Source organism: Zobellia russellii (genome assembly GCF_018728565.1).
GTDB lineage: Bacteria > Bacteroidota > Bacteroidia > Flavobacteriales > Flavobacteriaceae > Zobellia > Zobellia russellii.
The window spans coordinates 1-24,434 of record NZ_JACSOI010000007.1 but is presented as its reverse complement, the minus strand read 5'-3'; the positions used below and the strand labels follow the sequence as shown (position 1 = coordinate 24,434).

Here is a 24,434-nt window from a genome sequence, read left to right as displayed (position 1 = left end):
ATTATAAAGGTTCGTTCAACAAGTCTAGAAACTCTACGGCGTTCGCCTCCATTTTATGAACCACTTTATCGGTTCTGTTCACCAAATGATTGTACCCAATGTAAGCTATAATACCTACAATCAAGCCCGCTACGGTAGTTGTCATTGCGGTATATATACCAGAAGCCAATGAGCCCATCTCTGCTTGACCACCACTGGTAGCCATTTCATGGAACGCCAATATCATACCAATTACGGTTCCTAAGAATCCGATCATTGGTGCGGCACCCGCAACCGTTGCAAGAATACTAACATTCTTCTCCAGTTTATAAACCTCTAAGGTACCTGCATTTTCTATGGCCGTATTAATATCATCCAACGGCTTTCCAATTCTAGAAACCCCTTTTTCGGTTAATCGCGCTACAGGAGAATCGGTCTGGGCACAAAGTAATTTTGCCGCTTCCAACTTACCATTGGTAACATGGTCGCGAATCTGGTTCATAAAATTACTATCTATTTTTGAGGCCGCCTTGATAGCGAAAATACGCTCAAAGTAAATATAGAGAGCAACGAACAACATGATAAAAAGTACCGTTATAATAAGCACACTACCTGTACCGCCATTAAATATCAAATCGATAACGGAAAGTGTCTTCTCTTCTGACATAACATCCGCAGCTGCAGGATCTTGAGCCATATCTTGAAATAACATCATAGAATTCTTAGGTATTAGAGTTGCCTCTATAACGGTATTTTATCGATTAAATTATACGTTTAATACAAAATCTCTTAATAAAATAAAAGTTACGGCTCCGGATATAAAACCAACCAATGCCAACCATGCTATTTTCTTTAAATACCAGAAGAAATCTATCTTCTCCATACCCATGGCAACAACACCGGCAGCAGAACCGATAATCAACATACTACCTCCTGTACCAGCTGAATATGCAATGAAGTGCCATAATGGATTATCCATTGGTTCTGAGAACATTCCCAAACTAGCAGCCACTAAAGGCACATTATCAATTACAGCGGAACCAATACCAAATAGCATTACCACAATATCCGTATTAGGAATAGCTTCGTTTAGACTTTCGGCATAATGGAATAACATACCCAAAGATTCCAAAGCTGCAACCGCCAATAATATACCTAAGAAAAATAATATACTTGGCAGTTCAATTTTTGAAAGTGAATGATGAACAGGACTATGGTGACCTGCAGTATCATCTCCTTCTCCTTCCACATTTGAAATACTGAATTTTGAATTACTATAAATTTCAGCAAATGTTGCTACAACGGCCAATGACAACATCATACCCACGTATGGAGGTAAATGAGTAACCGTTTTAAAGAAAGGAACAAATACGATAGCACTCAAACCTAAGTACAACATTGTTGCACCATATTTAGACTTTGGCTCTTCTAAAGCATCAATATTACTATCAAGATTCCCCTTAAAAGCTTTAAATCTACTAGCTATCAATACTGGCACTACCATACAAACTATTGAAGGAAGAAGAACGTGTTCCACTAATTGTAAAGCAGACACTTTGTTTGCGATCCATAGCATGGTAGTTGTTACATCTCCAATAGGAGACCACGCACCACCAGCATTTGCCGTAATGATAATCATACCCGCAAACCACAGACGTGTTTCCCTATCATTAACCACTTTTTGCAATATGGTAATCAAAACAATTGTAGCAGTTAAGTTATCTATGATAGCCGAAAGGACAAAGGCCAATATTGAAAATAACCATAACAACTTTCGTTTACTTTTAGTTCGGATAAACCCTTTAATAGTAGCAAATCCATCAAAATAATCAATGATTTCCACAATGGTCATCGCCCCTAATAGAAAGACTAGTATTTCTGCCGTTTTACCTAAGTGATGCAGTAGAATTTCATCTATATGTGTGGGCTCGAGCTCCCTAAGTTGTGTATTGACCTCAAAAACATCCATATGGGTCAAGGCAATTATAGCCCAGAGAATAGCCATCATGGCCAAAGCCGGAATTAGCTTATCTATTTTAAGGTTATGCTCAAGGGTAATCGCAAGATAACCTGCGAGGAATACAATAATAATAATGGTCTCCATACTCAATCTATTTATATTAGTTGTTTCAATGCAATTTCAAATGCCGTTCGGCTGATATTCTCCTTAGAGGAGTTTTGTTTATAAGTGTTCAATATAGCTTTTCGGATGGTATCCGAAGTATCTTTAAAAATAAGCTCATCATCAATGCCTACTCTTTTTTCCATGAAGTAAGCAAAAACTCGTGCCATACCGCAGTTTGATATAAAATCTGGAATTACACTCACCTTTCCGTCCGTATACTCCATAATCGGCCCAAAAAATATTTCCTTATCCGCAAAAGGCACGTTAGCCCCGCAGGAAATTACTTCTAAACCGGTATTGATCAAACTATTTATCTGATCTCTTGTTACAAGACGAGATGCGGCACATGGCGCAAATATCTCTGCCTGCAAAGACCAGATACGCTCATTTATTTCATCAAAAGGAATCATCTCATCAGCCCCAGCTATTAGATTATTCCCATTTTTATTAAGGAAAAAAGTCTTGATTTCTTCAAAAGAAAACCCATCTTCATTAATTACACCTCCGGCGCGATCAATTATTCCAACGATTTTAGCACCCATTTGAGCCAAGTAATAGGCCGCGGCGCTCCCTACATTTCCAAAACCTTGAACTATAGCTTTTTTCCCAACAACGTTCCCGCCGTATATATCATAATAATGTTTCACTGCTTCGGCAACACCATATCCGGTAATCATATCGGCAACGGTATACTTCCTGGAAACTTCAGGGGAATACTTTTTGTTTTCCAAAGCTTTGATCACCCCAAGGCGCAATTGCCCAATTCTGTTGATTTTATCTGCTTCGGTAGGCTTAAAATGACCATTAAAAACGCCCTCTTGAGGATGCCAGACCCCTGCATCTTCAGTAATTGGAATGACCTCATGAATCTCATCTACGTTAAGGTCCCCTCCGGTACCGTAGTAGCTTTTTAATAACGGTGATACCGCATGGTACCAACGTTCCAACACTCCTTTTTTTCTTGGATCATTGGGGTTAAAGTTAATTCCGGACTTAGCCCCGCCAATTGGTGGGCCAGAAACGGTAAATTTAACCTCCATAGTTTTTGCCAAAGAAAGCACCTCGTTCATATCCAATCCTTCACGCATCCTGGTTCCTCCTCCTGCAGCTCCACCTCTAAGTGAATTTATGACCGTCCACCCCTCGGCTTCCGTCTCACTATCTTTCCAATTAAAGACAATCTCAGGCGATTTATTTTCGTATGCTTGTAGTAATTCTTTCATTATAAATTGATTTAAATACTATTATGACTCTAATTCCCCATTTAAAAAATTTCTCTTTCTCTACGCCAAAACGGCGTTACTGCTGTGTCATAACTTTCAGTTTAAATCAATTCGAAAAACGAATTCAACAAATATAAAAATTTGGCTTGGGATACAAAGTTTTTGACCACTAATGAATCATTAATTTTTTAAAAAAAATTAGCTCACTTTGCTAGGTGTACAATTTATTTCAGAAGCTTATATTTGTAGAAGCTCAAAAAAAAGACAGATAAATTATGGATTTCTCATTATCAGAAGAACATTTAATGATTAGACAGGCTGCGCGCGATTTTGCTCAGAACGAATTACTACCCGGAGTAATCGAAAGGGACGAAGCTCAAAAATTCCCCTCCGAACAAATCAAGAAGCTTGGCGAACTTGGGTTTTTAGGCATGATGACCGACCCTAAATATAGCGGCAGCGGCATGGACACCCTATCTTATGTTATTGCCATGGAAGAACTATCTAAAGTTGATGCTTCTGCATCTGTAGTGGTTTCCGTTAACAATTCATTGGTCTGCTGGGGCCTGGAAACCTTTGGAAATGAAGAACAAAAACAAAAATATCTGACACGATTGGCTTCTGGAGAAGTAATTGGTGCTTTCTGTCTTTCCGAACCCGAAGCAGGGAGTGATGCTACTTCCCAAAAAACTACAGCTATAGACAAAGGTGACCACTATATTCTGAACGGAACCAAAAACTGGATTACCAACGGCGGTACTGCGGACATTTATTTGGTCATAGCCCAAACGGATAGAGAAAAAGGACATAAAGGTATTAACGCCCTTATTGTAGAAAAGGGAATGTCCGGTTTTGAAATCGGCCCAAAAGAAAATAAATTAGGGATACGTGGTAGCGATACACACTCCCTTAACTTTAATGACGTAAAGGTTCCTAAGGAGAACAGAATAGGTGAAGATGGTTTTGGTTTTAAATTTGCCATGAAAACCCTATCCGGAGGCCGTATAGGTATTGCCGCACAAGCACTAGGTATTGCAGCTGGGGCATATGAGCTGGCACTCAAATATTCTAAAGAACGAAAAGCATTTGGCACGGAAATTTCCAATCACCAAGCCATAGCTTTTAAACTGGCGGACATGCACGTGCAAATAGAAGCGGCACGAAACCTAGTATATAAAGCGGCATGGGACAAAGACCAAGGTAACAATTACGACCTATCTAGTGCCATTGCCAAACTTTATGCATCCCAAGCAGCTATGGACACGACTGTTGAAGCAGTACAAATACACGGTGGCAATGGTTTTGTTAAGGACTACCACGTAGAAAGACTTATGAGGGATGCCAAAATAACCCAGATTTACGAGGGAACTAGCGAGATTCAAAAAATAGTAATCTCTAGGAGTATTTTAAAAAATTAATATCCCAGACACTGTCCACCCCGTTAATTCTATCACATTTACAATAAAAAATAGACCTAAATACCACAACACCACACAAAACAGAGGGGGTTAACTTCAAAAATTAAGAAATATAACAAATACCCCCTCTAAAAACCTTTCACAGGTCTATTGAATGTGCTAATTTTACCATTCTGATAAATTTAGCTCACATAAAAACCATATATGAATATTTTTCAACGTTTTATTTGAAACGTTGAATTTTTATTTGATTAGACAAAAATAGCTGCTAATTATTCATCAGAAATGCTATTTTTGGATAAATACCATAATCTATGACGTTGAAGAAGCAAGGGTTGTACCTACCGGAATTTGAACATGACAACTGTGGCGCAGGTTTTATCTGTAGCCTTAAAGGAAAAAAGTCCAATGATATTATCCACAAAGCACTGGAGATATTAGATAAGTTAGAGCACCGTGGTGCTGTTAGCTCAGACGGAAAAACTGGTGATGGTGCCGGTATACTTATAGATATACCTCATGACTTCTTTAAAGCGGTTTGTGATTTTGAACTTCCTGAGCCAGGTGAATATGCCGTAGGTAATATCTTCCTGCCACAAAAGGAGAACCAGCGTGAGTTCTGTATTTCCACATTTGAGGAAAACATAAAAAAACAAGGCTTAAAACTATTGGGTTGGAGAGATGTTCCTGTTAACCGATCTATTCCTGGCCGTGTTGCTATGGAAACGGAGCCTTTTGTTAAACAAGTTTTTGTTGCCAAGGAAAGTGATGAGCAGGACTATTTTAACTTTAACCTTAAATTGTTCGTTGCCAGAAAAGTTACAGAGCATACGGTAATCAACTCAAAACTATCTGAAAGCAAGTTCTTTTACGTACCTAGCCTTTCAACAAAAATTATCATATTTAAAGGGCTTTTGATGCCAAAGGACATCAGCCTATACTATAAGGACTTGATGGATCCTCGTGTGGTAACCCGTTTATCTCTGGTTCACCAACGCTTTTCCACCAACACCTTCCCTACTTGGGATTTGGCACAACCCTTCCGTTACATGTGTCATAATGGTGAAATAAACACGCTACGTGGTAACGTTTCTAGAATGCGTTCACGAGAAGAACTTTTAAAGAGCGATTGGTTTGGTGAGGATATAAAAAACATCCTACCTACTATACTTCCAGGTAAATCAGATTCCGCAACTATGGATATGGTTGTTGAACTTTTGTTAATGACCGGTAGATCTTTACCTGAGGTTATGATGATTCTTATTCCTGAAGCATGGGAAAAGAACCCGGACATGTCCGAAGCAAAAAGAGCTTTCTACGAGTACCATTCTTGTATGATGGAACCATGGGACGGTCCTGCATCCGTACCTTTTACTGACGGAAACTATATTGGTGCCGTACTTGACCGTAACGGTCTACGCCCATCTAGATACACGGTTACAAAAGATGATTACGTTATCATGTCTTCTGAAACCGGTGTGGTGCAAATTGCTCCTGAAAATGTTGAATTCCACGGAAGACTGGAACCAGGTAAAATGTTCTTGGTAAACATGGAGGAGGGCCGCATCATTAACGATGAGGAAATTAAAGAAGACATCGCCAGCCGACTTCCTTATAAAGAGTGGTTGGACAACAACTTGGTTCACTTAAAGAATATACCTTATAATGATTGTCCGCTATTTTTAGGTGAAGCTTCGCTTGAAAAACGTAAATCTGTTTTTGGCTACACCTTAGAGGATATCAATACCATTATCCTTCCAATGGGCAAAACGGCAAAAGAACCGATAGGTTCTATGGGTTCGGATACGCCTATTGCAGTACTATCTCAACGTCCGCAGTTAATTTACAACTACTTTCAGCAGCTGTTCGCCCAGGTAACCAACCCACCGTTAGATGGTATTCGTGAAGAATTGATTACTGATATTAGCCTTACCTTAGGTAGTGACCATAATATATTTGACTTCTCTGAATTACATTGTAGAAAATTAAAAATTCAGAACCCGGTTATTTCCAAAGAAGATTTGGATAAAATCAAAAATTACGATGCCAGCCCGGATTACAAAGTTGTTTCCATTCCTGTCCTTTATGAAATAGAAAGAGGTCATAATGGTTTGGAAGATGCTTTAGAATCAATTTTGCAACAAGCATCAAAAGCTATAGATGAGGGTACCAATATTATTATCCTTTCGGATAGGAATGTAAGTCAGACTATGGCACCTATTCCTGCATTATTGGCCTGTTCATTTGTAAACAGTGGCCTGCAACGTTTAGGAAAGAGAAGCAAACTAAGTATCATAATTGAATCTGCCGAACCAAGGGAAGTACACCATTTCTGTTTATTGTTCGGTTTTGGAGCCAGTGCAATTAACCCATACTTGGTAAATGAAATTATTGGCGAGCAAATAGAGGAGCATGATATAACCGATTTCACTTTTGAAGAAGCCGTTAAGAACTACAACAAAGCAGTTGGTAAAGGTATTCTTAAGGTAATGAACAAAATTGGAATCTCTACGCTAAACTCGTACCGAGGCTCACAATTGTTTGAGTGTATAGGAATAAACACCAAAGTAGTAGATAAATATTTCCCTAACACACCTACCCGTATTCAAGGTATAGGTTTGTACCAAATAGAAAAAGAAGTAGCTAAACGTCATAAAAAAGCGTTCAACACCAAAGAAGTTGCTGCTAACCTTGATTTGGAAATGGGCGGAGATTACCGCTGGAGACGTGATGGCGAAAAACATATGTTCAACCCATTAACCGTTGCCAAGCTGCAGAAAGCGGTACGTGGTAACGAAAATGAGACGTACAAAGAGTACGCAGAAATGGTGAATGAACAGTCTAAAAACTTAATGACCATTCGTGGGCTATTTGAATTCTCCAATTACGATCCTATTCCATTGGACGAAGTTGAACCATGGACAGAAATCGTGAAGCGCTTTAAGACCGGAGCTATGTCTTACGGTTCTATTAGTAAAGAAGCACACGAAAACTTGGCAATAGCCATGAACCGTATTGGTGGTAAAAGTAATTCTGGTGAAGGTGGTGAAGACGCAGAACGTTTCTACAAAAATGCTACTGGAGATTGGAAGAACAGTGCCATTAAGCAGGTAGCTTCAGGACGTTTTGGAGTAACATCCGATTACCTGACCAATGCACAAGAAATACAGATTAAAATGGCACAGGGTGCCAAACCTGGTGAAGGTGGCCAACTACCTGGTCCAAAAGTAAACCCATCCATAGCCAAAACAAGAAACTCTACTCCTTACGTAGGATTGATTTCACCTCCACCACATCACGATATCTACTCGATCGAGGATTTATCGCAGTTAATCTATGATTTAAAATCGGCTAACCGTGAAGCTCGTATAAATGTGAAGCTGGTTTCCGAAGTAGGTGTTGGTACCGTTGCGGCAGGGGTTTCTAAAGCCAAGGCAGATGTTGTTCTTATTTCCGGATTTGATGGAGGTACGGGAGCATCTCCATTGACTTCCCTAAAACACGCTGGTCTACCATGGGAGCTTGGTATAGCGGAAGCACAACAAACCTTGGTCATGAACGACCTAAGAAACAGGATTGTTCTTGAGTGTGATGGTCAGCTTAAAACAGGACGTGATGTTGCTGTTGCTTGTCTCCTTGGAGCAGAAGAGTTTGGTTTTGCGACCGCTCCGCTTGTTGCTTCAGGTTGTATTATGATGCGTGTTTGCCATCTAAATACATGCCCAGTAGGTATTGCAACCCAAAACCCTGAATTACGTAAGAAATTTGCAGGGAAACCGGAACACGTTGTAAACTACATGTATTTTGTAGCTCAGGAATTACGTGAAATCATGGCCCAACTAGGTTTCAGAACTATAAACGAAATGGTAGGTCAGGTTCAAAAACTAGACCGTAAGAAAGCTATTGATCATTACAAATCGGCAGGTATTGATTTAACCCCTATTTTATACGAGGTTGATGTACCGGCAGGAACCAAATTTTACAACACCCAGAAACAAACGCACGACATTGACAACTCAATTGAGTTTGATATTATAGCAAAAGCAAATCCATCTTTATTTAGAAAGGAAAAGCTAACGTTAGATTTCCCTATTAAAAATACGGATCGTGCCGTTGGAGCAATCATCAGTAATGAAATCTCTAAAGTATACGGGGCACAAGGCCTTCCTATAAATACTTTAAAACTGAACTTTACTGGTTCTGCGGGACAAAGTTTTGGTGCATTTGCCACCAGAGGTCTTACCATGACAGTAAACGGAAACACCAATGATTACCTTGGAAAAGGACTATCAGGAGCCAAATTGGTCATTAAAGTTCCAGAGAAATCTACCATTGTGCCAGAAGACAATGTAATTACGGGTAACGTTACGCTTTACGGAGCAACCGCGGGACGTGCTTACATCAACGGAAAAGCAGGAGAACGTTTCTGCGTTCGTAACTCGGGAGCAAAAGCGGTAGTAGAAGGTATTGGCGATCACGGTTGTGAGTATATGACCGGAGGTGTGGCCGTAATACTTGGTGAAGTAGGAAGAAACTTTGGAGCTGGTATGAGTGGTGGTATCGCCTACATATATGATCAGAAAGGAACTTTCAGAAAAAAATGTAACAATGAAGACCTTAATTTGTTAGAGGTTACCGAAGATAACGACGTTAAACAATTGAAGGATTTAATAGAAAGTCACTACAACTCTACCTTGAGCCCATTGGCACAAAGAATTTTAGAGAAATGGGAAGATTGTCTACCTAAATTCATCAAGGTCTTACCTGAAGAATACAAACAGGCATTATTACGTATGGAAAGAGAAAAATTAGAAACTATTTAAAGTCGAGACATGGGAAAGATTACAGGATTTTTGGAATTCGATAGAAAAGTAGAATCATACGCGCCTGTTAAAGACCGCGTTAAGAATTATAATGAGTTTACCGTTGCCTTAAATGAGCCGGAGCTTAAGGAACAAGGTGCAAGATGTATGGATTGTGGCATTCCTTTTTGCCACAGTGGTTGCCCGTTAGGCAACCTTATTCCCGATTTTAACGATGCCGTTTATCGTGGCAAATGGGAAAAGGCTGCAACCATTCTACACGCCACCAATAACTTTCCGGAATTTACCGGAAGACTTTGCCCGGCCCCATGCGAAGAAGCATGTGTTTTAGGCATCAACGAAGACCCGGTAACTATAGAAAATATAGAAAAAAATATTGTTGAAACCGCCTTTAAAAAAGGATGGATAGTTGCAAAACCTCCAACAACAAGAACTGGTAAAAAGATAGCTATTGTAGGTTCTGGACCTGCCGGGCTTGCTGCTGCACAACAACTAAACCGTGCAGGACACACCGTTACCGTTTTTGAAAGAGATGAGAAACCAGGCGGACTATTACGTTATGGTATTCCAGATTTTAAGATGGAAAAGCATATCATTGATCGCAGGCTAGAGGTTTTAGAAGAAGAAGGCATTGAGTTTAAGTGTGGTGTTCACGTTGGCAAGGATATTTCAGGTAAAGACCTTCAAAATGATTTTGATGCCGTAGTACTTTGTGGTGGTGCAACTGTTCGCAGAAACCTGCCAATAGAAGGAGCCGATTTAAAAGGTGTAGTTCAGGCGATGGATTTCTTACCGCAGAACAATAGAAGAGTAGATGGCGTTAAAGAATTTGAAAACGAAATCATGGCCACGGGCAAAGACGTTATCGTTATTGGTGGTGGTGATACTGGGTCTGACTGTATAGGTACATCTATAAGACATGGGGCAACTTCTGTTTCAAATTTTGAAATCATGCCAATGTCCACAACCGAAAGACCGGAAGGACAACCTTGGCCTTTTTGGCCAATGCGCCTAAAAACAAGTACGTCCCACAAAGAAGGAGCGGAACGTTTCTTTAGCATATCTACTAAAAAATTCATTGGAGACGATAAAGGTAACCTAACTGGACTTATCACTACTCAGGTAGAGTGGATTAGAGAACCAGGAAAGGCTATGGTCTTAAAAGAAGTGGAAGGCACCGAAAAAGAGTGGAAGTGCGAATTGGCCCTATTAGCATTAGGTTTTACCGGATCGGAAATGACCATTGCCGAGCAATTGGGTATCGAAGCCGACAGAAGAACCAATATTAAGGCTAGCGAAAGCAACTATAAGACCAACGTTCCCGGCATCTTTGCTGCTGGTGACCAAAGACGAGGTCAATCCTTAATTGTTTGGGCCATTTCTGAAGGCCGCCAAGCTGCCTATCATGTAGACACCTATCTTATGGGAGAATCTGCCTTACCGTTAAAAGGTGAAGGAGATTTGCCAAGGGTGTAACCAGGGTTAGTTTTATATAACTAGAATTTATACGATCCAACCCAATTAATTGGGTTGGATTTTTTTATCCACTACATCACGTAGTAAAAGGCCTTTTAGGTTTCCGTTATGAACATTAAAAAAGTTCTCTTTTACATGATTCTTAGTGCTTTGGCATTTACCCTAATGAATGTCGCCGTAAAACAACTACAGCACTATAACGTCTATCAAATTGTATTTTTTAGGGGGTTTGGCTCGTTCCTACTCACAATGATCATCCTAAAACGCTTGAAAGTTCCTGTATTGGGAAATAATAAAAAGCTTCTGGTGTTACGCGCAATTGTTGGTACAAGTTCTATGACCCTTTTCTTTATGTCATTGAAATATCTCACGGCAGGAACGGCGGTTTCACTTCGCTATCTAGCACCTATTTTCTCCGCCATATTTGCGATATTTTTATTGAAGGAAAAAATAAAACCAGTGCAATGGCTGTTTTTTATCGTTTCGTTTATTGGCGTTCTAATTCTAAAAGGACTGGACTCTAACCTAGATAACACAGGCCTTATTCTAATCTTTGGAGCGGCGGTATTAAGCGGACTAGTTTATATTATCATCAGTAAAATTGGACAAAGCGACCACCCTATTGTAATTGTAAATTACTTTATGCTTACTGCAACTTTTTTTGGCGGAATATTTGCCATACCCTACTGGCAGAACCCCATAGGAATAGATTGGCTCTTCTTTTCAACATTAGGTTTTTTCGGATTTATAGGGCAACTCTACATGACCAAAGCATTCCAAATAGCCTCCAACAATCTAGTTGCTCCCTTTAAATATCTTGAAGTACTCTTTACTGGACTAATTGGCTTTATGTGGCTAGGCGAAGTTTATACGCTATGGAGTTTAGTGGGTATTGTTTTAATCATAGCCGGTTTGGTAATGAACGTTGCCTACAAAGCCCGAGACAAAAGATATACGATGTAACACTTAATCTATTTATAAATTAAGTAAGTATAATGCCCTATTTTAAATTTGGCATAAAGATAACTCAATCACTAATCCTTTTTAGAAGTATACCTAAATATTAGTTAAAGAGGACCAATCAACACTGTAAAAACTCAAATGAAACGGACTTACGCCTTTCTAAGACAAGAAAGCGCACAAAAGAAATCACTGCTTGGCGTGGCTTTCTTTTATGCGCTAACTAACCTTTATATTTTGCAATATATTTTCGGCTTATTCAAAACTCTCAATACTCACCTGTTTTGAAGGCCAATAATCATCCTTACGGAACTCAAATTTGGTGGGCTTGTAATCACCAACCAAGGTAACATCTGCCCTTTCTGGAATGGGCAAATCAAGTCCCCAAAATATGCCATTTACCAGTAATCTTCTGGTACCTTCTACCAATAGGTCATTTGCGGCACCAACTGTAGACGTAAACGCTTTTCCTTTTTTACCATCAGGTAATTGGTAGCTCTTAATCCATGTAACGGGCATCAACTCTTCACCTAGGCTTTTTCCATCTTTGTTGGTAGTTGCAATTTCATCATCCGAGGGTCTCATTCCGTAAAACACGTCGTTTTCATCATACTCTCCTTTTCTATTCATAACCTGCCCTAAGATTATAGGCTGCGAGTCTCCAGGAAGGGGAAGTCTAACCCCGTACACATCACTAGCACCCCATACGTCTCCATCAGAAATCCCGTTGGTTATGCCAGTTGTACCAGCGCCAATAGCCACCATTCCCTTTGTGCTTTGGTGTTTATGGTGCCCATGATGATTGATCCAGGTTTCGCCAAGAACCAAGCGACCAAAACCGCCGTCCCATTCCGTCTTGTCTCCTTTGTAATTGAAACTATAGTGCGCATATGGAGAATTGGAATCTTCAGGAAAATTAAAACCATGAGTCGCAGTTCTTAACCCCATAACCGGTTTTCCAGATTTTAAATAATCGTCTATATATTTCATTTGATTATCGGGCAGTGCTCTAAATCGGGTAAAGATCACCATCATATCCGCCGAAGTCAATGCCTCTAATCCCGGTATATTTTTAACGTAATTCGCATTTATAATACCTGGCTTATCTTCTTCCTGCGCAAATAGAACGGTACATTTAAACCCATGATGTTTAGATAAAATTTTTGCCAATTGGGGTAACGCTTCTTCGGAACGGTACTCCTCGTCTCCCGAAATCATAACGATATGCTTCGCATTGTCATTGGCTCCCTCATAGGTCAACCATTTTTTTGGAGCATCTATTTCTTGAGCCATTTCGGGTTCTGTATCAACGGTTTTCTTTTGCTCTTTGCATGCAAATAAAAATAGACAAATAACAATTGGCAGTATATTTTTCATTCTATTCTAGTTTAAATATTTTATTTTTTGATTCCCAATCCTTCTGAGATGAGTTTAAATCCTTCAGTATACACCTCCTCAACCGGCGAATAGTTTCTCCATACATTAATAGCATTGGCAAATTCCGGTATAGTTGTACTAAAGGCTTCAATGGTTACCCAACCTTTATAGTCTATTTCCTTTAGCCCTGAAAAAACGTCTGGCCAGTTCACTTGTCCCCTACCTGGTGTTCCTCTATCATTTTCACTAATGTGCACATGCTTTAGATAGGGCGCTATAGTTTTAATAGCACCAGATTGACTTTTCTCTTCTATATTGGCATGGTGCGTATCGAACATGGCTCCCAAATTTGGATGATTTACCTCCTTTACCATATCACCTAAATCGGCCATGGTATTATATAGGTAACATTCAAATCTATTTACGGCTTCAGGCGTTAGAATAATATTTGCCCCTTTGGCATATTCTGCCGCCTTTAACAGCATTTCATTGCTCCACTTCTTTTCTTCCTGAGTGGGTGGTTTGCGAGTAAATAAGGCAAAAGTGGAATGAAAAGGTCCGCATAAAACTTGGGCATTGGCAGCCGCACCCATATCAATTGACCACTTTAAACGTTCCAGACCCGCTTCTCTTACTTTTTTATCGGGACTTGCAATATTTTGCTCAGCAGATAAAGAGGCTACACCGGTAACTCCCATATCCATTCCGGAAAAATGGTTGCCCAGCTGTGAATAATATTTTTCGGTTCCCTCTCCAAAAAAAAGCTCAATACCGTCATATCCGGTATCCTTTAGAGTATCTACAATACCAAAATGCTGCTCAGTGACATGATTAGTCCAAAGCAACATATTCATCCCTATTTTCATTGTGTAATGGTTTCTTTAAAATTTGTTGTGAAATAAATAAAACATGAAATTCGGTTCTGATTTCCTTCTAAAAATCGCGCCGGGGGACTTATGAATTCCATATAGTGAACAAAACTAGCGCTAAATGAAACTTTAAAATTCCTTTATTTTCTTAAAGATTGATACTTTTTTGCCATTTACCATGGAGGATAGCACACAGTCATACATAATTAAACTGATTTTTGAATCTTTAAAAATAGCTTCCTATACTCAAGGGGACTCATGTCCGTAATAGACTTAAATTGCCTATTAAAATTTGATAGTGCATTATAGCCGCATTCATAACTAATTTGAGAAATATTAAAATTATCCTCTAAAAGCAATTTTCGGGCATGACCAATTCGTATCTCGTTAACAAAACGTGTAAAGGTCTTATTGGCCCTAGGCTTAAAATACCTACAAAATGAAGTTGTGGTCATGCTTAAAAGACCTGCGGCCTCGTCCAGAGATATATTGGTCTTAAAATTAGACATCACATAATCATACACTTTGCGCATTTTTTCCGCATCTCCACCTTTAAAGGCATTCATATAGTTAGGACTGGCCAACATCGTATACTCATTACTATTGGATAAGGTGTCTAATATTTTCAACAGATGTAAAATTCTCTTGAAACCCTGTTGGTTATCCAACTCTAAAATAAGTGCTATAATGGCTTCCCTTGTTTCTCCATAAAATTCTATACCCCTTAAAGAATGTTCTACAAGCTTATTTATCTTGTAAAACTCTTCCATCTCAAGAAGTGGTTCGTTTAAGAGCACATGATCAAAATAAATAACCAAGCCTCTAGTAGAAAGTTTACTGTCCTTTTGAAAATAGACATCGTCACTTCTCCATAAATGAGGAAGGTTGGGCCCCGTCATTACAAGGTCGCCTTCTTTGAAATTCTGTACATGATCACCTATAAATCGCGTTCCTTCGCCTTCTACGATATATGAAATCTGAAACTCAGGATGAAAATGCCAATTGGGATTAAAATAAGGACCAATAAGGTCTTTATAGATAAAAGTTTCCTTTGGCGTCAACGTCTTTTCTATACTTGGAGCACTCATAAATTTTCTCTATAAATACGTTTAGACCCCAATATATGATAAAAAAGTATCAACTTTTAATAAGATACAGGATAATTTAAATCAAAATCTATCATAGCTTTGTCTACAATCTCAACAACAATCTAATTTTATCGGCAAATTTTTAAAAATAGTTAAGCTAATGTGGATGCAAATTCCGATATTAACAAGTGTAAAAAGTACATTAATAATTTTAAGCCTATTTAGCTTGTAAGAGCGATATAAATACTCAACCAAGACCAAACCATCGTCATCTTAACTCAAAACAAAATTATTCTACCTATTATGAAAATTATTAAAACGATCGACAAAGCAAAGCTCATCATGACCTTTGTCGTAGCACTTTCATTTTTGGCATGTAGCGAAAAAGAAAACAACACCTTAACCGTAGATAAAAACTCTCGCATTGTTTTAGTAGGAAACAATTTAGGATCAAGAATGATGGAGTTTGGGCATTTTGAGACCGAAATGCAACTAAGGTATCCCACCGATTCCTTATATATTAGAAATATGTGCGATGGAGGAAACACTCCTGCCTTTAGACCACACGCCGCTAGAAAATCTCCCTGGGCCTTTCCTGGAGCCGACAAGTTTGAACATGACCCAGGAAGCAGAATACACTTTGTTGAGGATGATGGCGGACACCAATCCGGAAGTGTAGGTCACTTTCCTACTCCCGATGAATGGATTACCAGCTTAAAACCGGATATCATACTTGCATTTTTTGGTTATATAGAATCTTTTGAGGGTCAAGAAGGTCTTGAAAATTATAGGGAAGAACTGCGTGCTTTCATAAAACATACTTTGGCCACCAAATATAACGGCATTGCTCCTCCACAGCTCGCCATTGTTTCGCCTATTGCTTTTGAAAATCTTTCGGCCAAATTGGATTTACCCGATGGTATACAGGAAAACAAAAATTTGGCACTTTACACCAAAGCTATGAAAGAGGTGGCCAATGAAGAACGTGTACTTTTTGTTGACGCGTTCGATGCTACAAAAAAATGGTACGAAACCGAAGATGAAGACCTTACCCAAGATGGGTTTCAGCTTACGGATTCCGGCTATAAAAAATTCGCCAAATTATTGGCCAACTCCGTATTTGGAGAAAAGCAAACTACTGAAACCAACAGCCAACTTGTTCATGAGGCCGTTATGGAAAAGAACTGGTTTTGGCTCAACGATTTTAAAATACCCAATAGCGTTCATGTTTACGGAAGACGGTACGACCCTTTTGGACCGGACAACTACCCTTTTGAGATTGCCAAAATTCGGGAAATGACGGCTATACGCGATACTGCCATCTGGATGGCCGTTAACGGTAAAAAAATGGACTTGGCCACTGCCGATGCAAAAACAAAAAAATTGCCTAAGGTAGAGACCAACTATAAAGAAAGTGAAAAAAATGGGACTCCTAAATACCTCTATGGCCAAGAAGCTCTAGCTCAAATTAAAACCGCTCCAGGCTACAAAGTAGAACTTTTTGCCTCCGAAGAACAGTTTCCTGATTTGGCCAATCCTGTTCAAATGTCTTTTGACAACAAGGGCCGTTTATGGGTGGCCGTAATGCCAAGTTACCCTCATTACAAAGCTGGAGACAGTAAACCAAATGATAAACTTCTCATTTTTGAAGACACGGATGGCGATAACAAGGCGGATAAGCAAACTGTTTTTGCAGACGGTCTACACCTTACCATTGGTTTTGAATTTGCTCCGGAAGGCGTGTACATGTCCCAAGGAACCAACCTAATTTTATTAAAGGATACCGATGGAGATGATAAAGCCGATAAAAAAGAAATTATTCTAAGTGGGTTTGACGATCATGATACACACCACGCTATTAGCGCCTTTACTACCGATCCATCCGGTGCTATTTATATGGGCGAAGGTACTTTTCTTCATTCCAATGTAGAAACGGCCTATGGAAGTGTTAGAGGATCTAACGGAGGTTTTTACCGTTATAGTCCACAACGTCATCATCTTGAACGCACTGCCCAATTGGCAATTCCGAATCCATGGGGTATAGCTTTTGACGATTGGGGGCAGCCATTTTTTGAACATACCTCTGGCCCAGCTGCCACTTGGATGATGCCGGGAACTATTGTTCCGCGTTACGGGGTAAGCTCTCCTATCCCAGAAAACCTTATTGAGAAAGACCATTTAGTGCGTCCTACTTCCGGCCTAGAATTTGTTTCTAGTCGTCATTTCCCGGATAATGTACAAGGAGATATGTTGATTAATAATACGATTGGATTTAGGGGAACCAAACAACACAAAATGGTAGATGACCCCAAAACTGCGGGCTATATCAGCAAACATAGACAAGACCTTATTTTTTCCGATGATAAAAATTTCCGCCCCGTAGATATGGAGTTCGCCCCAGACGGTTCACTTTACTTTTTGGATTGGAGCAACGTACTCATAGGTCATATGCAACACAATGCACGCGACCCACTAAGAGATCACGTACATGGTAGAATTTATAGGGTTACCTATCCATCTAGACCATTGGTAAAACCAGCTAAGGTTGCAGGTGCAACAATAGACGAATTGTTGGAGAACTTAAAATTACCGGAATACAGAACGCGTTACAGAACCAAAAGAGAATTACGTGCTCGTAACGCCGATGAGGTTTTGGCCAAATTGGATACCTGGGTTTCCAACCTTGATAAAAAAGATGAAAATTACGAACATAACCTTTTAGAGGCTCTTTGGGTTAGTTGGGGACTTAACAATATTGACCATGATTTATTGACCCAATTATTGGGAGCTAAAGATTTTAGGGCACGTGCAGCTGCAGTTGAAGTATTGAGATATAGCGGACACCAAATTAATGATCAAGCAGAATTGTTGATGCAGGCCGCAAAAGATGACAATCCTAGAGTACGCCTTGAAGCATTGGTTGCCGCATCTAGACTAGGTAAAGATATTGGCATTCCTATTATTACCGAAGCCGGAAAAAAAGGATTGGACAAATGGATGAAAAAACCTTATGAATCTGCCCTTGCACATTTGAACGGACATAGAGCTGGAGAAGAAGCTAAAGAAGTAATAGAAACAGATTTAAAAGGAAAAGATTTAGAACTGTTAATGGCTGGACAAGAAATTTATGAAAGGGATGGCTATTGTGCTACCTGTCACCAATCGGATGGTGAAGGCCTTAGCGCTTCAGGGTTCCCTCCTCTAGCAGGTTCAAAATGGGTAACCGGCAGTGAGGAAAGACTGATTAAACTCACCACAAACGGAATTATGGGCCCTATAGAGGTAAAAGGCAAGAAATACCCTGGTCAAGTACCCATGACCCCATTTGGCAAATTATTGAATGAAGAAGAGACTGCCGCCGTACTTACCTATGTTAGAAATACATTTGGCAACAAAGCTTCAGCCATTTCACCTGAAAAAGTGAAAGAAGTTCAGGAACAGATTAAAGATAAAGAAGGGTTCTATTCTCCCGAAGAATTACTTCAGGAGCACCCAATGAAATAATTTAAACGTATACCATTCTACCCTTTGCAAAGGGGACATTCTTATGAGTATCTCCTTTGTTTTTTCTTCACGTTAGAAAATTTTGATACTGTTTTACAGAATGAGCAGCCGTTCTCTTCAATTACAAAACTGATACTATTTTATCTTTTGTTAAAACAAAAAAATACCACTCTTCTAAGCCTCTCAACCTTCCATTTAACCCTTTAGCAAAAAAACAAAATCCTCAACCCATACCATTCAACAAAAATAGCAAGCATTGATAATTTCTTAAAAAGTCTTCCCAACTCTGTTTTTTAATACCACTTTCTAAACTTCAAAAAACAATCCGCAACCAAAATAAAGGTTTTCCTCCTCCTCATTTTTTTGTATCAAAAATTATAGCGACTAAAAATGCGATATTAAAAAAACAATAAAGCCAATAATATCAAATAATCAAAAAATGACAAAAAAATACCATTATTAGTAAAATTACAGGTGTACTCGCACACTACATACAATTACATTTGAAGGAAATCCCCCTAACTAATTCATCAACTTAAACTTTTAGACTATGACTTCAATGTTATCATCTTTTAAGATCAAACAGTTTTGCATCTTATTAGGTATTCAAATTGTATGTCTCCAATCTTCCTTTGGGGCTAGTTTATCTATCGATTCAATTGATAGGTTTACAGAAAGAAATGACACCGTTCGGCTACTCATCAGGAATGATCAGGACAACGTAATTACGGGTACCGTTAACGACCAAGGCAACCAACCTTTACCTGGTGCAAGTATTATTGAAAAAGGCACAACAAATGGCGTAACCACAGACTTTGATGGAAATTTCTCCATTGAAGTTAGCAATCAAGATGCCGTACTGGTTATCTCTTATATAGGATATGCTACGAGAGAAGTACCCATTAATGACCAAAACAATATTACAATCGGCCTTGAGGAAAATGCATCTGCTTTAGACGAAGTAGTACTGGTTGGCTATGGCACCCAAAAGAAGAGTGATTTAACTGGTGCCGTGGGCTCCGTAAAAGCGGAGGAACTAGCCGAAAGACCAGCCGCGTCTATGAACCAAGCCATTGCCGGTAAGGTTTCCGGGGTTAACATTACTTCAGGATCAGGTAGGCCCGGAGGTAGAACTGTTGTTAGAATTCGTGGAAATACATCGGTAAGTATTGCCAACACACCACTTTATGTTATTGACGGCGTAATCCTTAGCGCCGCTAGTCTACCCAACGGAAGCACGCCCATAGATTACATGAACCCTAACGATATTGAATCTATTGAAGTACTTAAAGATGCGTCGGCAACAGCTATTTATGGGGCTAGAGGTGCAAACGGCGTAATTCTGGTTACTACAAAAAGAGGCACAACAAGTGGTGGTGGCCGCCTTAATTATGATGTAGATTTTAGCATAGGAACACTCCCCAAAAAGCTTAATTTATTAAACTCCGAAGAATTTCTTCAAGTAGAAGAAACGGCGTACGCCAATGCAGAAAAGTTTGACCCTGAAGGTTGGGCAGGAGGTAGGTATACAGACCCTAGACTCAAAAGAACCGACCCAAGGTTGTTTGATTCTGAAGGAAACCCTCTATACGATACGGATTGGCAGGATGAAGCTATTAGAACTTCGTTTACACAAAACCATCAACTTTCTTTTACCGGAGGAACCCAAAAGGGCAACTACGGACTTTTTATGGGCTTTCGCGATGAACAAGGACTTATTATAGAATCATGGTTAAAGCGTTATTCGGCTAGATTCACAATGGATTCCGATATCACGGATTGGTTAAGAGTTGGTGGTAGCTTAGGTTATAATGACCAAAATGAAAAACAAGTAGACCAATTAGGTGGTGGCGGTATCACCACAATGCGTCAAGTTTTTGAAGCGCTTCCTATTATACCGGTCACTTATGAAGATGGCACATGGGGCTCTAACATAGATTATCCCGGCATGGAAGGTGGCGGAAGTCCTGTTGCTGTGGCCAATGACAGAAGGTACTTCCTCAAGACTCAAACGGTTTTAGGTAATTTCTATAGCAACATTGCCTTCAATAAAAATTTGCAATTGAGAACTACAGTTGGGGCAAACGTCATAAATCAAAGGAATGACTACTACGGAGGTCGTGACTTAAGATATATTGCCAGACCTGATGGAGCGGCCTATGTTTCAAACGGAAGATATAACTCTTGGCAATTTGAAAACTATTTGACCTATAACAAAGATTTTGAAAACGAAAATTCGTTAACAGCCATGCTGGGACTTTCTTGGCAGCACATAGATGAATTTGAGTCCAAAGCGGAGACTAGGGGTTTTGCAGATGATTTTTACGGTTTCAACAATCTTGGAGCTGGGTCCAATCCGCAAACACCAACGTCAAGTAAAATAGCATACGGACTTAACTCATATTTTGGCCGTGTAAACTACAACCATCAAAACAAATATTTGCTGACCTTAACAGGAAGAGCGGATGGGTCTTCCAAATTTGGTCCAGAAAATCAATTTGCATTCTTCCCTTCGGCGGCTTTGGCATGGAGAGTATCCAACGAAGATTTTCTGTCCCAAAGCGAAACCATTTCCAACCTAAAAATAAGGGCTAGCTATGGAGCCACAGGAAACTCAGAAATTAAAGCTTATAGAGCTTTAGCAGGTCTTGAAAGTGGGTCCGTAATCTTTGCAGGAGACCGCGCTTCCTTTAATATACCGGAACGAATGGCCAATCCAGATTTAAAATGGGAAAAAACAGAGCAGGTAGATGCAGGAATTGAGCTTGGCCTGCTAAACAACCGCATAGCAATAGAACTTGATGTATACCGTAAATTAACTACAGACATGCTCTTGGATGCTCCTGTTCCTTCTACCAGTGGTTTTACAAGCGTTTTCCAAAATGTGGGCAGTATGGAAAATAAAGGGGTTGAGTTTACCTTAAATACTACCAACATTGATAACGAGGTATTTGGATGGGATTCAAATTTTAATATTTCCATAAATAAGAACAAGGTTGTAGCATTAACGGGAGGTTCTGATATTTTCCTTGGGTCCACGCTAATACGAGAAGGAGAACCGGTAGGAACTTTCTTTGGTTATATTGATGAAGGTACATGGAATACAGATGAGGCCGCCGAAGCAGCCATTTATGACAGACTTCCCGGCGACATTAAATACAAAGACCTAAACGATGATGGAGCCATAAATAGTGATGATAGAGCTATCATAGGAAAAGGAATTCCAGATGGTTTTGGAACTTTCTCCAACACATTTAGATACGGCAATCTTGAGCTATTGGTTGATCTTCAATTTCAATATGGTAACAGTCTCATGTACCGTGATGAGCATTCGGCCGAAGACCGTCAGACCATTGCCAACAGCTTTTCTACTGTATTGAATGCTTGGACACCTGACAATCAAGATACAGATATAGCTCAAATTAGACCTATAGCCGCTGGATATGACACCAATAATGATTCTGGAAAATTAAAGGATGCCTCTTTCTTAAGAGGAAGAAACTTAATGCTTTCCTATGTCTTTAATCCTGAACTTACAAAGCGCTTACATTTAAACCGCCTAAGACTCTATACGTCTGTTCAGAACTTCTTTGTATCCACAAAATTTCCCGGGTACGATCCAGAAAGCTCCAATGGAGGAGGCACGTTCGATCAAGGTTACTCCTTATATGATTACCCAAGACCCCGCACATTTATGATTGGGCTTAATGTTGGATTATAATAATATAAAACGATAAAAAAATGAAAACCTATAAAAACATCATAAGAACTATAGTGGCCCTGACCGCTATATCGCTTACAACTTCATGTAGTGACTTTTTAGATGAAGAAGACGAGTCCAATTTTACTACTGATACCTATTTCACCAAAGCAGAACATGCCGAAAGTGCAGTAAATGGTATATATGAACCTCTAGTTCCTATTACAAACAGTGGGTTCGGAGGAGGAACTTGGCTCATGCTAGAATTTGCAACTGGTTTAGCAAATACTTCTTTAGGACAAGCCACCAACATTTATTTAGTCAAAGATTTGATTAATAATTCGGACAACGGATACGGAAGTAGCTTTTGGAATGAATACTATACAGGTATATCAAGAGCAAATTTAGCCATTGAAAAAATTCCGGAAATAAACATGGATGAGACCGCTAAACAGAACTATTTGGCGGAAGCTAAGTTTTTTAGGGCTTATTATTATTTTGGACTAGTAAGAATGTTCGGTAACATTCCAATTATTACAGAATCCGTAGACTTAACTTCAGAACAACTATACCCAGAGCAAGCTTCACCAGAAGCGGTTTACAACCTTATTGTATCAGATTTAACTGAAGCCGAAAATTCCTCCCTACCGTGGAGAGATGAATCAGGTAGAGTAACATTAGGAGCGATTAAAACATTGTTGGCAGATGTTTATTTGACTATGGGCGGATACCCTCTTCAAAAAACGGAAAATTTTCAACTAGCCGCCAATAAAGCCAAAGAAGTAATAGACTCTGGCCAGTATACTATATTCGATTCATATGATGATTTACATAACCCCGCTACTAAAAATACAGGGGAGTACATCTTTATGACGCAATTTGCCGCCAACATACAATCGGCAAACTGGCAACCGGCAATTCTACCGTACAATTTAGGAATCTCAGCCTACTCAGCACAGACTGGAGGTATATTTTCAACCAATGAATTTGCAAATTCCTATGAAGCGGGGGATAAACGTGCTGAAGAAAAGCAATTCTATTTTACAAGCTACTCTTTGGAAGCGGATAGAAGTGACAGTGTTAATCTGGGCGCTCCGTATATATTTAAGCATTTTGATGTTCAGGCCAATGAAGAAAGTGCACAATCCGATTTAAATTGGTGCATCTATCGTTATTCCGATGTGTTATTAATGTATGCCGAAGCTGCTAATGAAGCAGAAGGAACACCCTCCGCGGATGCGTATGCAGCCATTAATGAAATTAGACAACGTGCTGAAATTGCAGATTTATCCGGTTTATCACAAGAAGCATTTAGAAATGCAGTACGAATAGAAAGAATTCATGAACTAAGCTTTGAGAACAAAACTTGGTTTGACATGGCTAGATGGAGAAAAGCTTATAACCCAGAAACCAATCAACTAGAAGATTTTGTAGGGCACAACTTTTCCTACCTCCCCAATAAAGCATTAACAGAAAGAGAACTCCTGTTTCCAATTCCAACATCAGAAATGCAAAACAACCCTAACCTATCGCAAAACACAGGTTACTAATACATAAGATACTTTTAAGAATTTCTTTTTTTTGATAGTTAGTTGATAGTGAAGATAGCCCTTGGTTTTACCAAGGGTTATTTTTTGTGGCACCTTTCATAAGAAGAAGACACTCTCTAAGGTAATAAAAACACTCTATAGATTGTTTGAAGACGGATAATCCTTATCGAATACAACTAGCTTCATCGGGTTTGTACATAGTGGATAGTCATATACAATCACGCTAATCACAAATTAAACCAACTCCCACCGTTCGGGAGGGGACAAAAAAAAGGTCCCGACCAGTAAAACTGATCGGGACCTCGAAGCAAGGCGGCTTCCTACTCTCCCACCTATTGGCAG

13 protein-coding genes are annotated in these 24,434 nt (G+C 39.5%); 7 read left to right on the top strand and 6 right to left on the bottom strand.

Annotation, left to right across the window (positions count from 1 at the left end):
* Window position 1: 1 nt before the first annotated feature.
* The 3 genes from H9565_RS15835 to H9565_RS15825 are packed head-to-tail and all read right to left on the bottom strand — an operon-like array spanning window position 2 to window position 3,327.
* Complete coding sequence (locus H9565_RS15835; RefSeq protein WP_194526076.1) at window positions 2–694, bottom strand: MotA/TolQ/ExbB proton channel family protein; 693 nt, start codon at window positions 692–694, stop codon at window positions 2–4.
* A 51-nt stretch (window positions 695–745) separates the two neighbouring features.
* Window positions 746–2,083, bottom strand: a complete 1,338-nt coding sequence (nhaD, locus tag H9565_RS15830; RefSeq protein WP_215441094.1) for a sodium:proton antiporter NhaD — start codon at window positions 2,081–2,083, stop codon at window positions 746–748.
* Window positions 2,084–2,094: 11 nt separating this feature from the next.
* Complete coding sequence (locus tag H9565_RS15825; RefSeq protein WP_215441091.1) at window positions 2,095–3,327, bottom strand: Glu/Leu/Phe/Val dehydrogenase dimerization domain-containing protein; 1,233 nt, start codon at window positions 3,325–3,327, stop codon at window positions 2,095–2,097.
* Window positions 3,328–3,602: 275 nt separating this feature from the next.
* Here H9565_RS15825 and H9565_RS15820 point away from each other — a divergent pair, with 275 nt between their 5' ends.
* The 4 genes from H9565_RS15820 to H9565_RS15805 all read left to right on the top strand — a co-directional run bounded on the left by H9565_RS15820 (window position 3,603) and on the right by H9565_RS15805 (window position 12,007).
* The gene (locus H9565_RS15820) at window positions 3,603–4,745 is read left to right on the top strand and encodes an acyl-CoA dehydrogenase (RefSeq protein ID WP_215441090.1); all 1,143 of its coding nucleotides are present in this window, start codon (window positions 3,603–3,605) and stop codon (window positions 4,743–4,745) included.
* A gap of 314 nt (window positions 4,746–5,059) precedes the next feature.
* The gene (gltB, locus tag H9565_RS15815) at window positions 5,060–9,568 is read left to right on the top strand and encodes a glutamate synthase large subunit (protein WP_215441088.1); all 4,509 of its coding nucleotides are present in this window, start codon (window positions 5,060–5,062) and stop codon (window positions 9,566–9,568) included.
* A gap of 9 nt (window positions 9,569–9,577) precedes the next feature.
* Window positions 9,578–11,044: a glutamate synthase subunit beta gene (locus tag H9565_RS15810; protein WP_215441087.1), complete on the top strand. Its 1,467-nt coding sequence runs from the start codon at window positions 9,578–9,580 to the stop codon at window positions 11,042–11,044.
* Between the two features lie 108 nt (window positions 11,045–11,152).
* Window positions 11,153–12,007, top strand: a complete 855-nt coding sequence (locus H9565_RS15805) for a DMT family transporter (protein WP_246560709.1) — start codon at window positions 11,153–11,155, stop codon at window positions 12,005–12,007.
* A 252-nt stretch (window positions 12,008–12,259) separates the two neighbouring features.
* Here H9565_RS15805 and H9565_RS15800 read toward each other — a convergent pair whose 3' ends face one another.
* The 3 genes from H9565_RS15800 to H9565_RS15790 form a co-directional block, all read right to left on the bottom strand.
* Entirely contained in the window at window positions 12,260–13,381 is a 1,122-nt protein-coding gene (locus tag H9565_RS15800; protein WP_215441084.1) for a ThuA domain-containing protein, read from the bottom strand.
* Between the two features lie 20 nt (window positions 13,382–13,401).
* On the bottom strand, window positions 13,402–14,247 hold the full coding sequence (locus tag H9565_RS15795; protein ID WP_215441082.1) for a sugar phosphate isomerase/epimerase family protein: 846 nt from the start codon (window positions 14,245–14,247) through the stop codon (window positions 13,402–13,404).
* A 209-nt stretch (window positions 14,248–14,456) separates the two neighbouring features.
* Complete coding sequence (locus H9565_RS15790; protein WP_215441081.1) at window positions 14,457–15,338, bottom strand: AraC family transcriptional regulator; 882 nt, start codon at window positions 15,336–15,338, stop codon at window positions 14,457–14,459.
* Window positions 15,339–15,641: 303 nt separating this feature from the next.
* On the opposite strand from H9565_RS15790, the gene H9565_RS15785 reads away from it, so the two are divergent.
* From H9565_RS15785 to H9565_RS15775, 3 genes are all read left to right on the top strand, one after another.
* On the top strand, window positions 15,642–18,842 hold the full coding sequence (locus H9565_RS15785; RefSeq protein WP_215441080.1) for a PVC-type heme-binding CxxCH protein: 3,201 nt from the start codon (window positions 15,642–15,644) through the stop codon (window positions 18,840–18,842).
* A gap of 550 nt (window positions 18,843–19,392) precedes the next feature.
* Window positions 19,393–22,563 carry a SusC/RagA family TonB-linked outer membrane protein gene (locus tag H9565_RS15780; protein ID WP_215441079.1) on the top strand — a complete coding sequence of 1,057 codons (3,171 nt, stop codon included), beginning with the start codon at window positions 19,393–19,395 and terminating at the stop codon, window positions 22,561–22,563.
* 20 nt (window positions 22,564–22,583) lie between these two features.
* The gene (locus tag H9565_RS15775; protein ID WP_215441078.1) at window positions 22,584–24,092 is read left to right on the top strand and encodes a RagB/SusD family nutrient uptake outer membrane protein; all 1,509 of its coding nucleotides are present in this window, start codon (window positions 22,584–22,586) and stop codon (window positions 24,090–24,092) included.
* The last annotated feature ends 342 nt before the right edge of the window (window positions 24,093–24,434 follow it).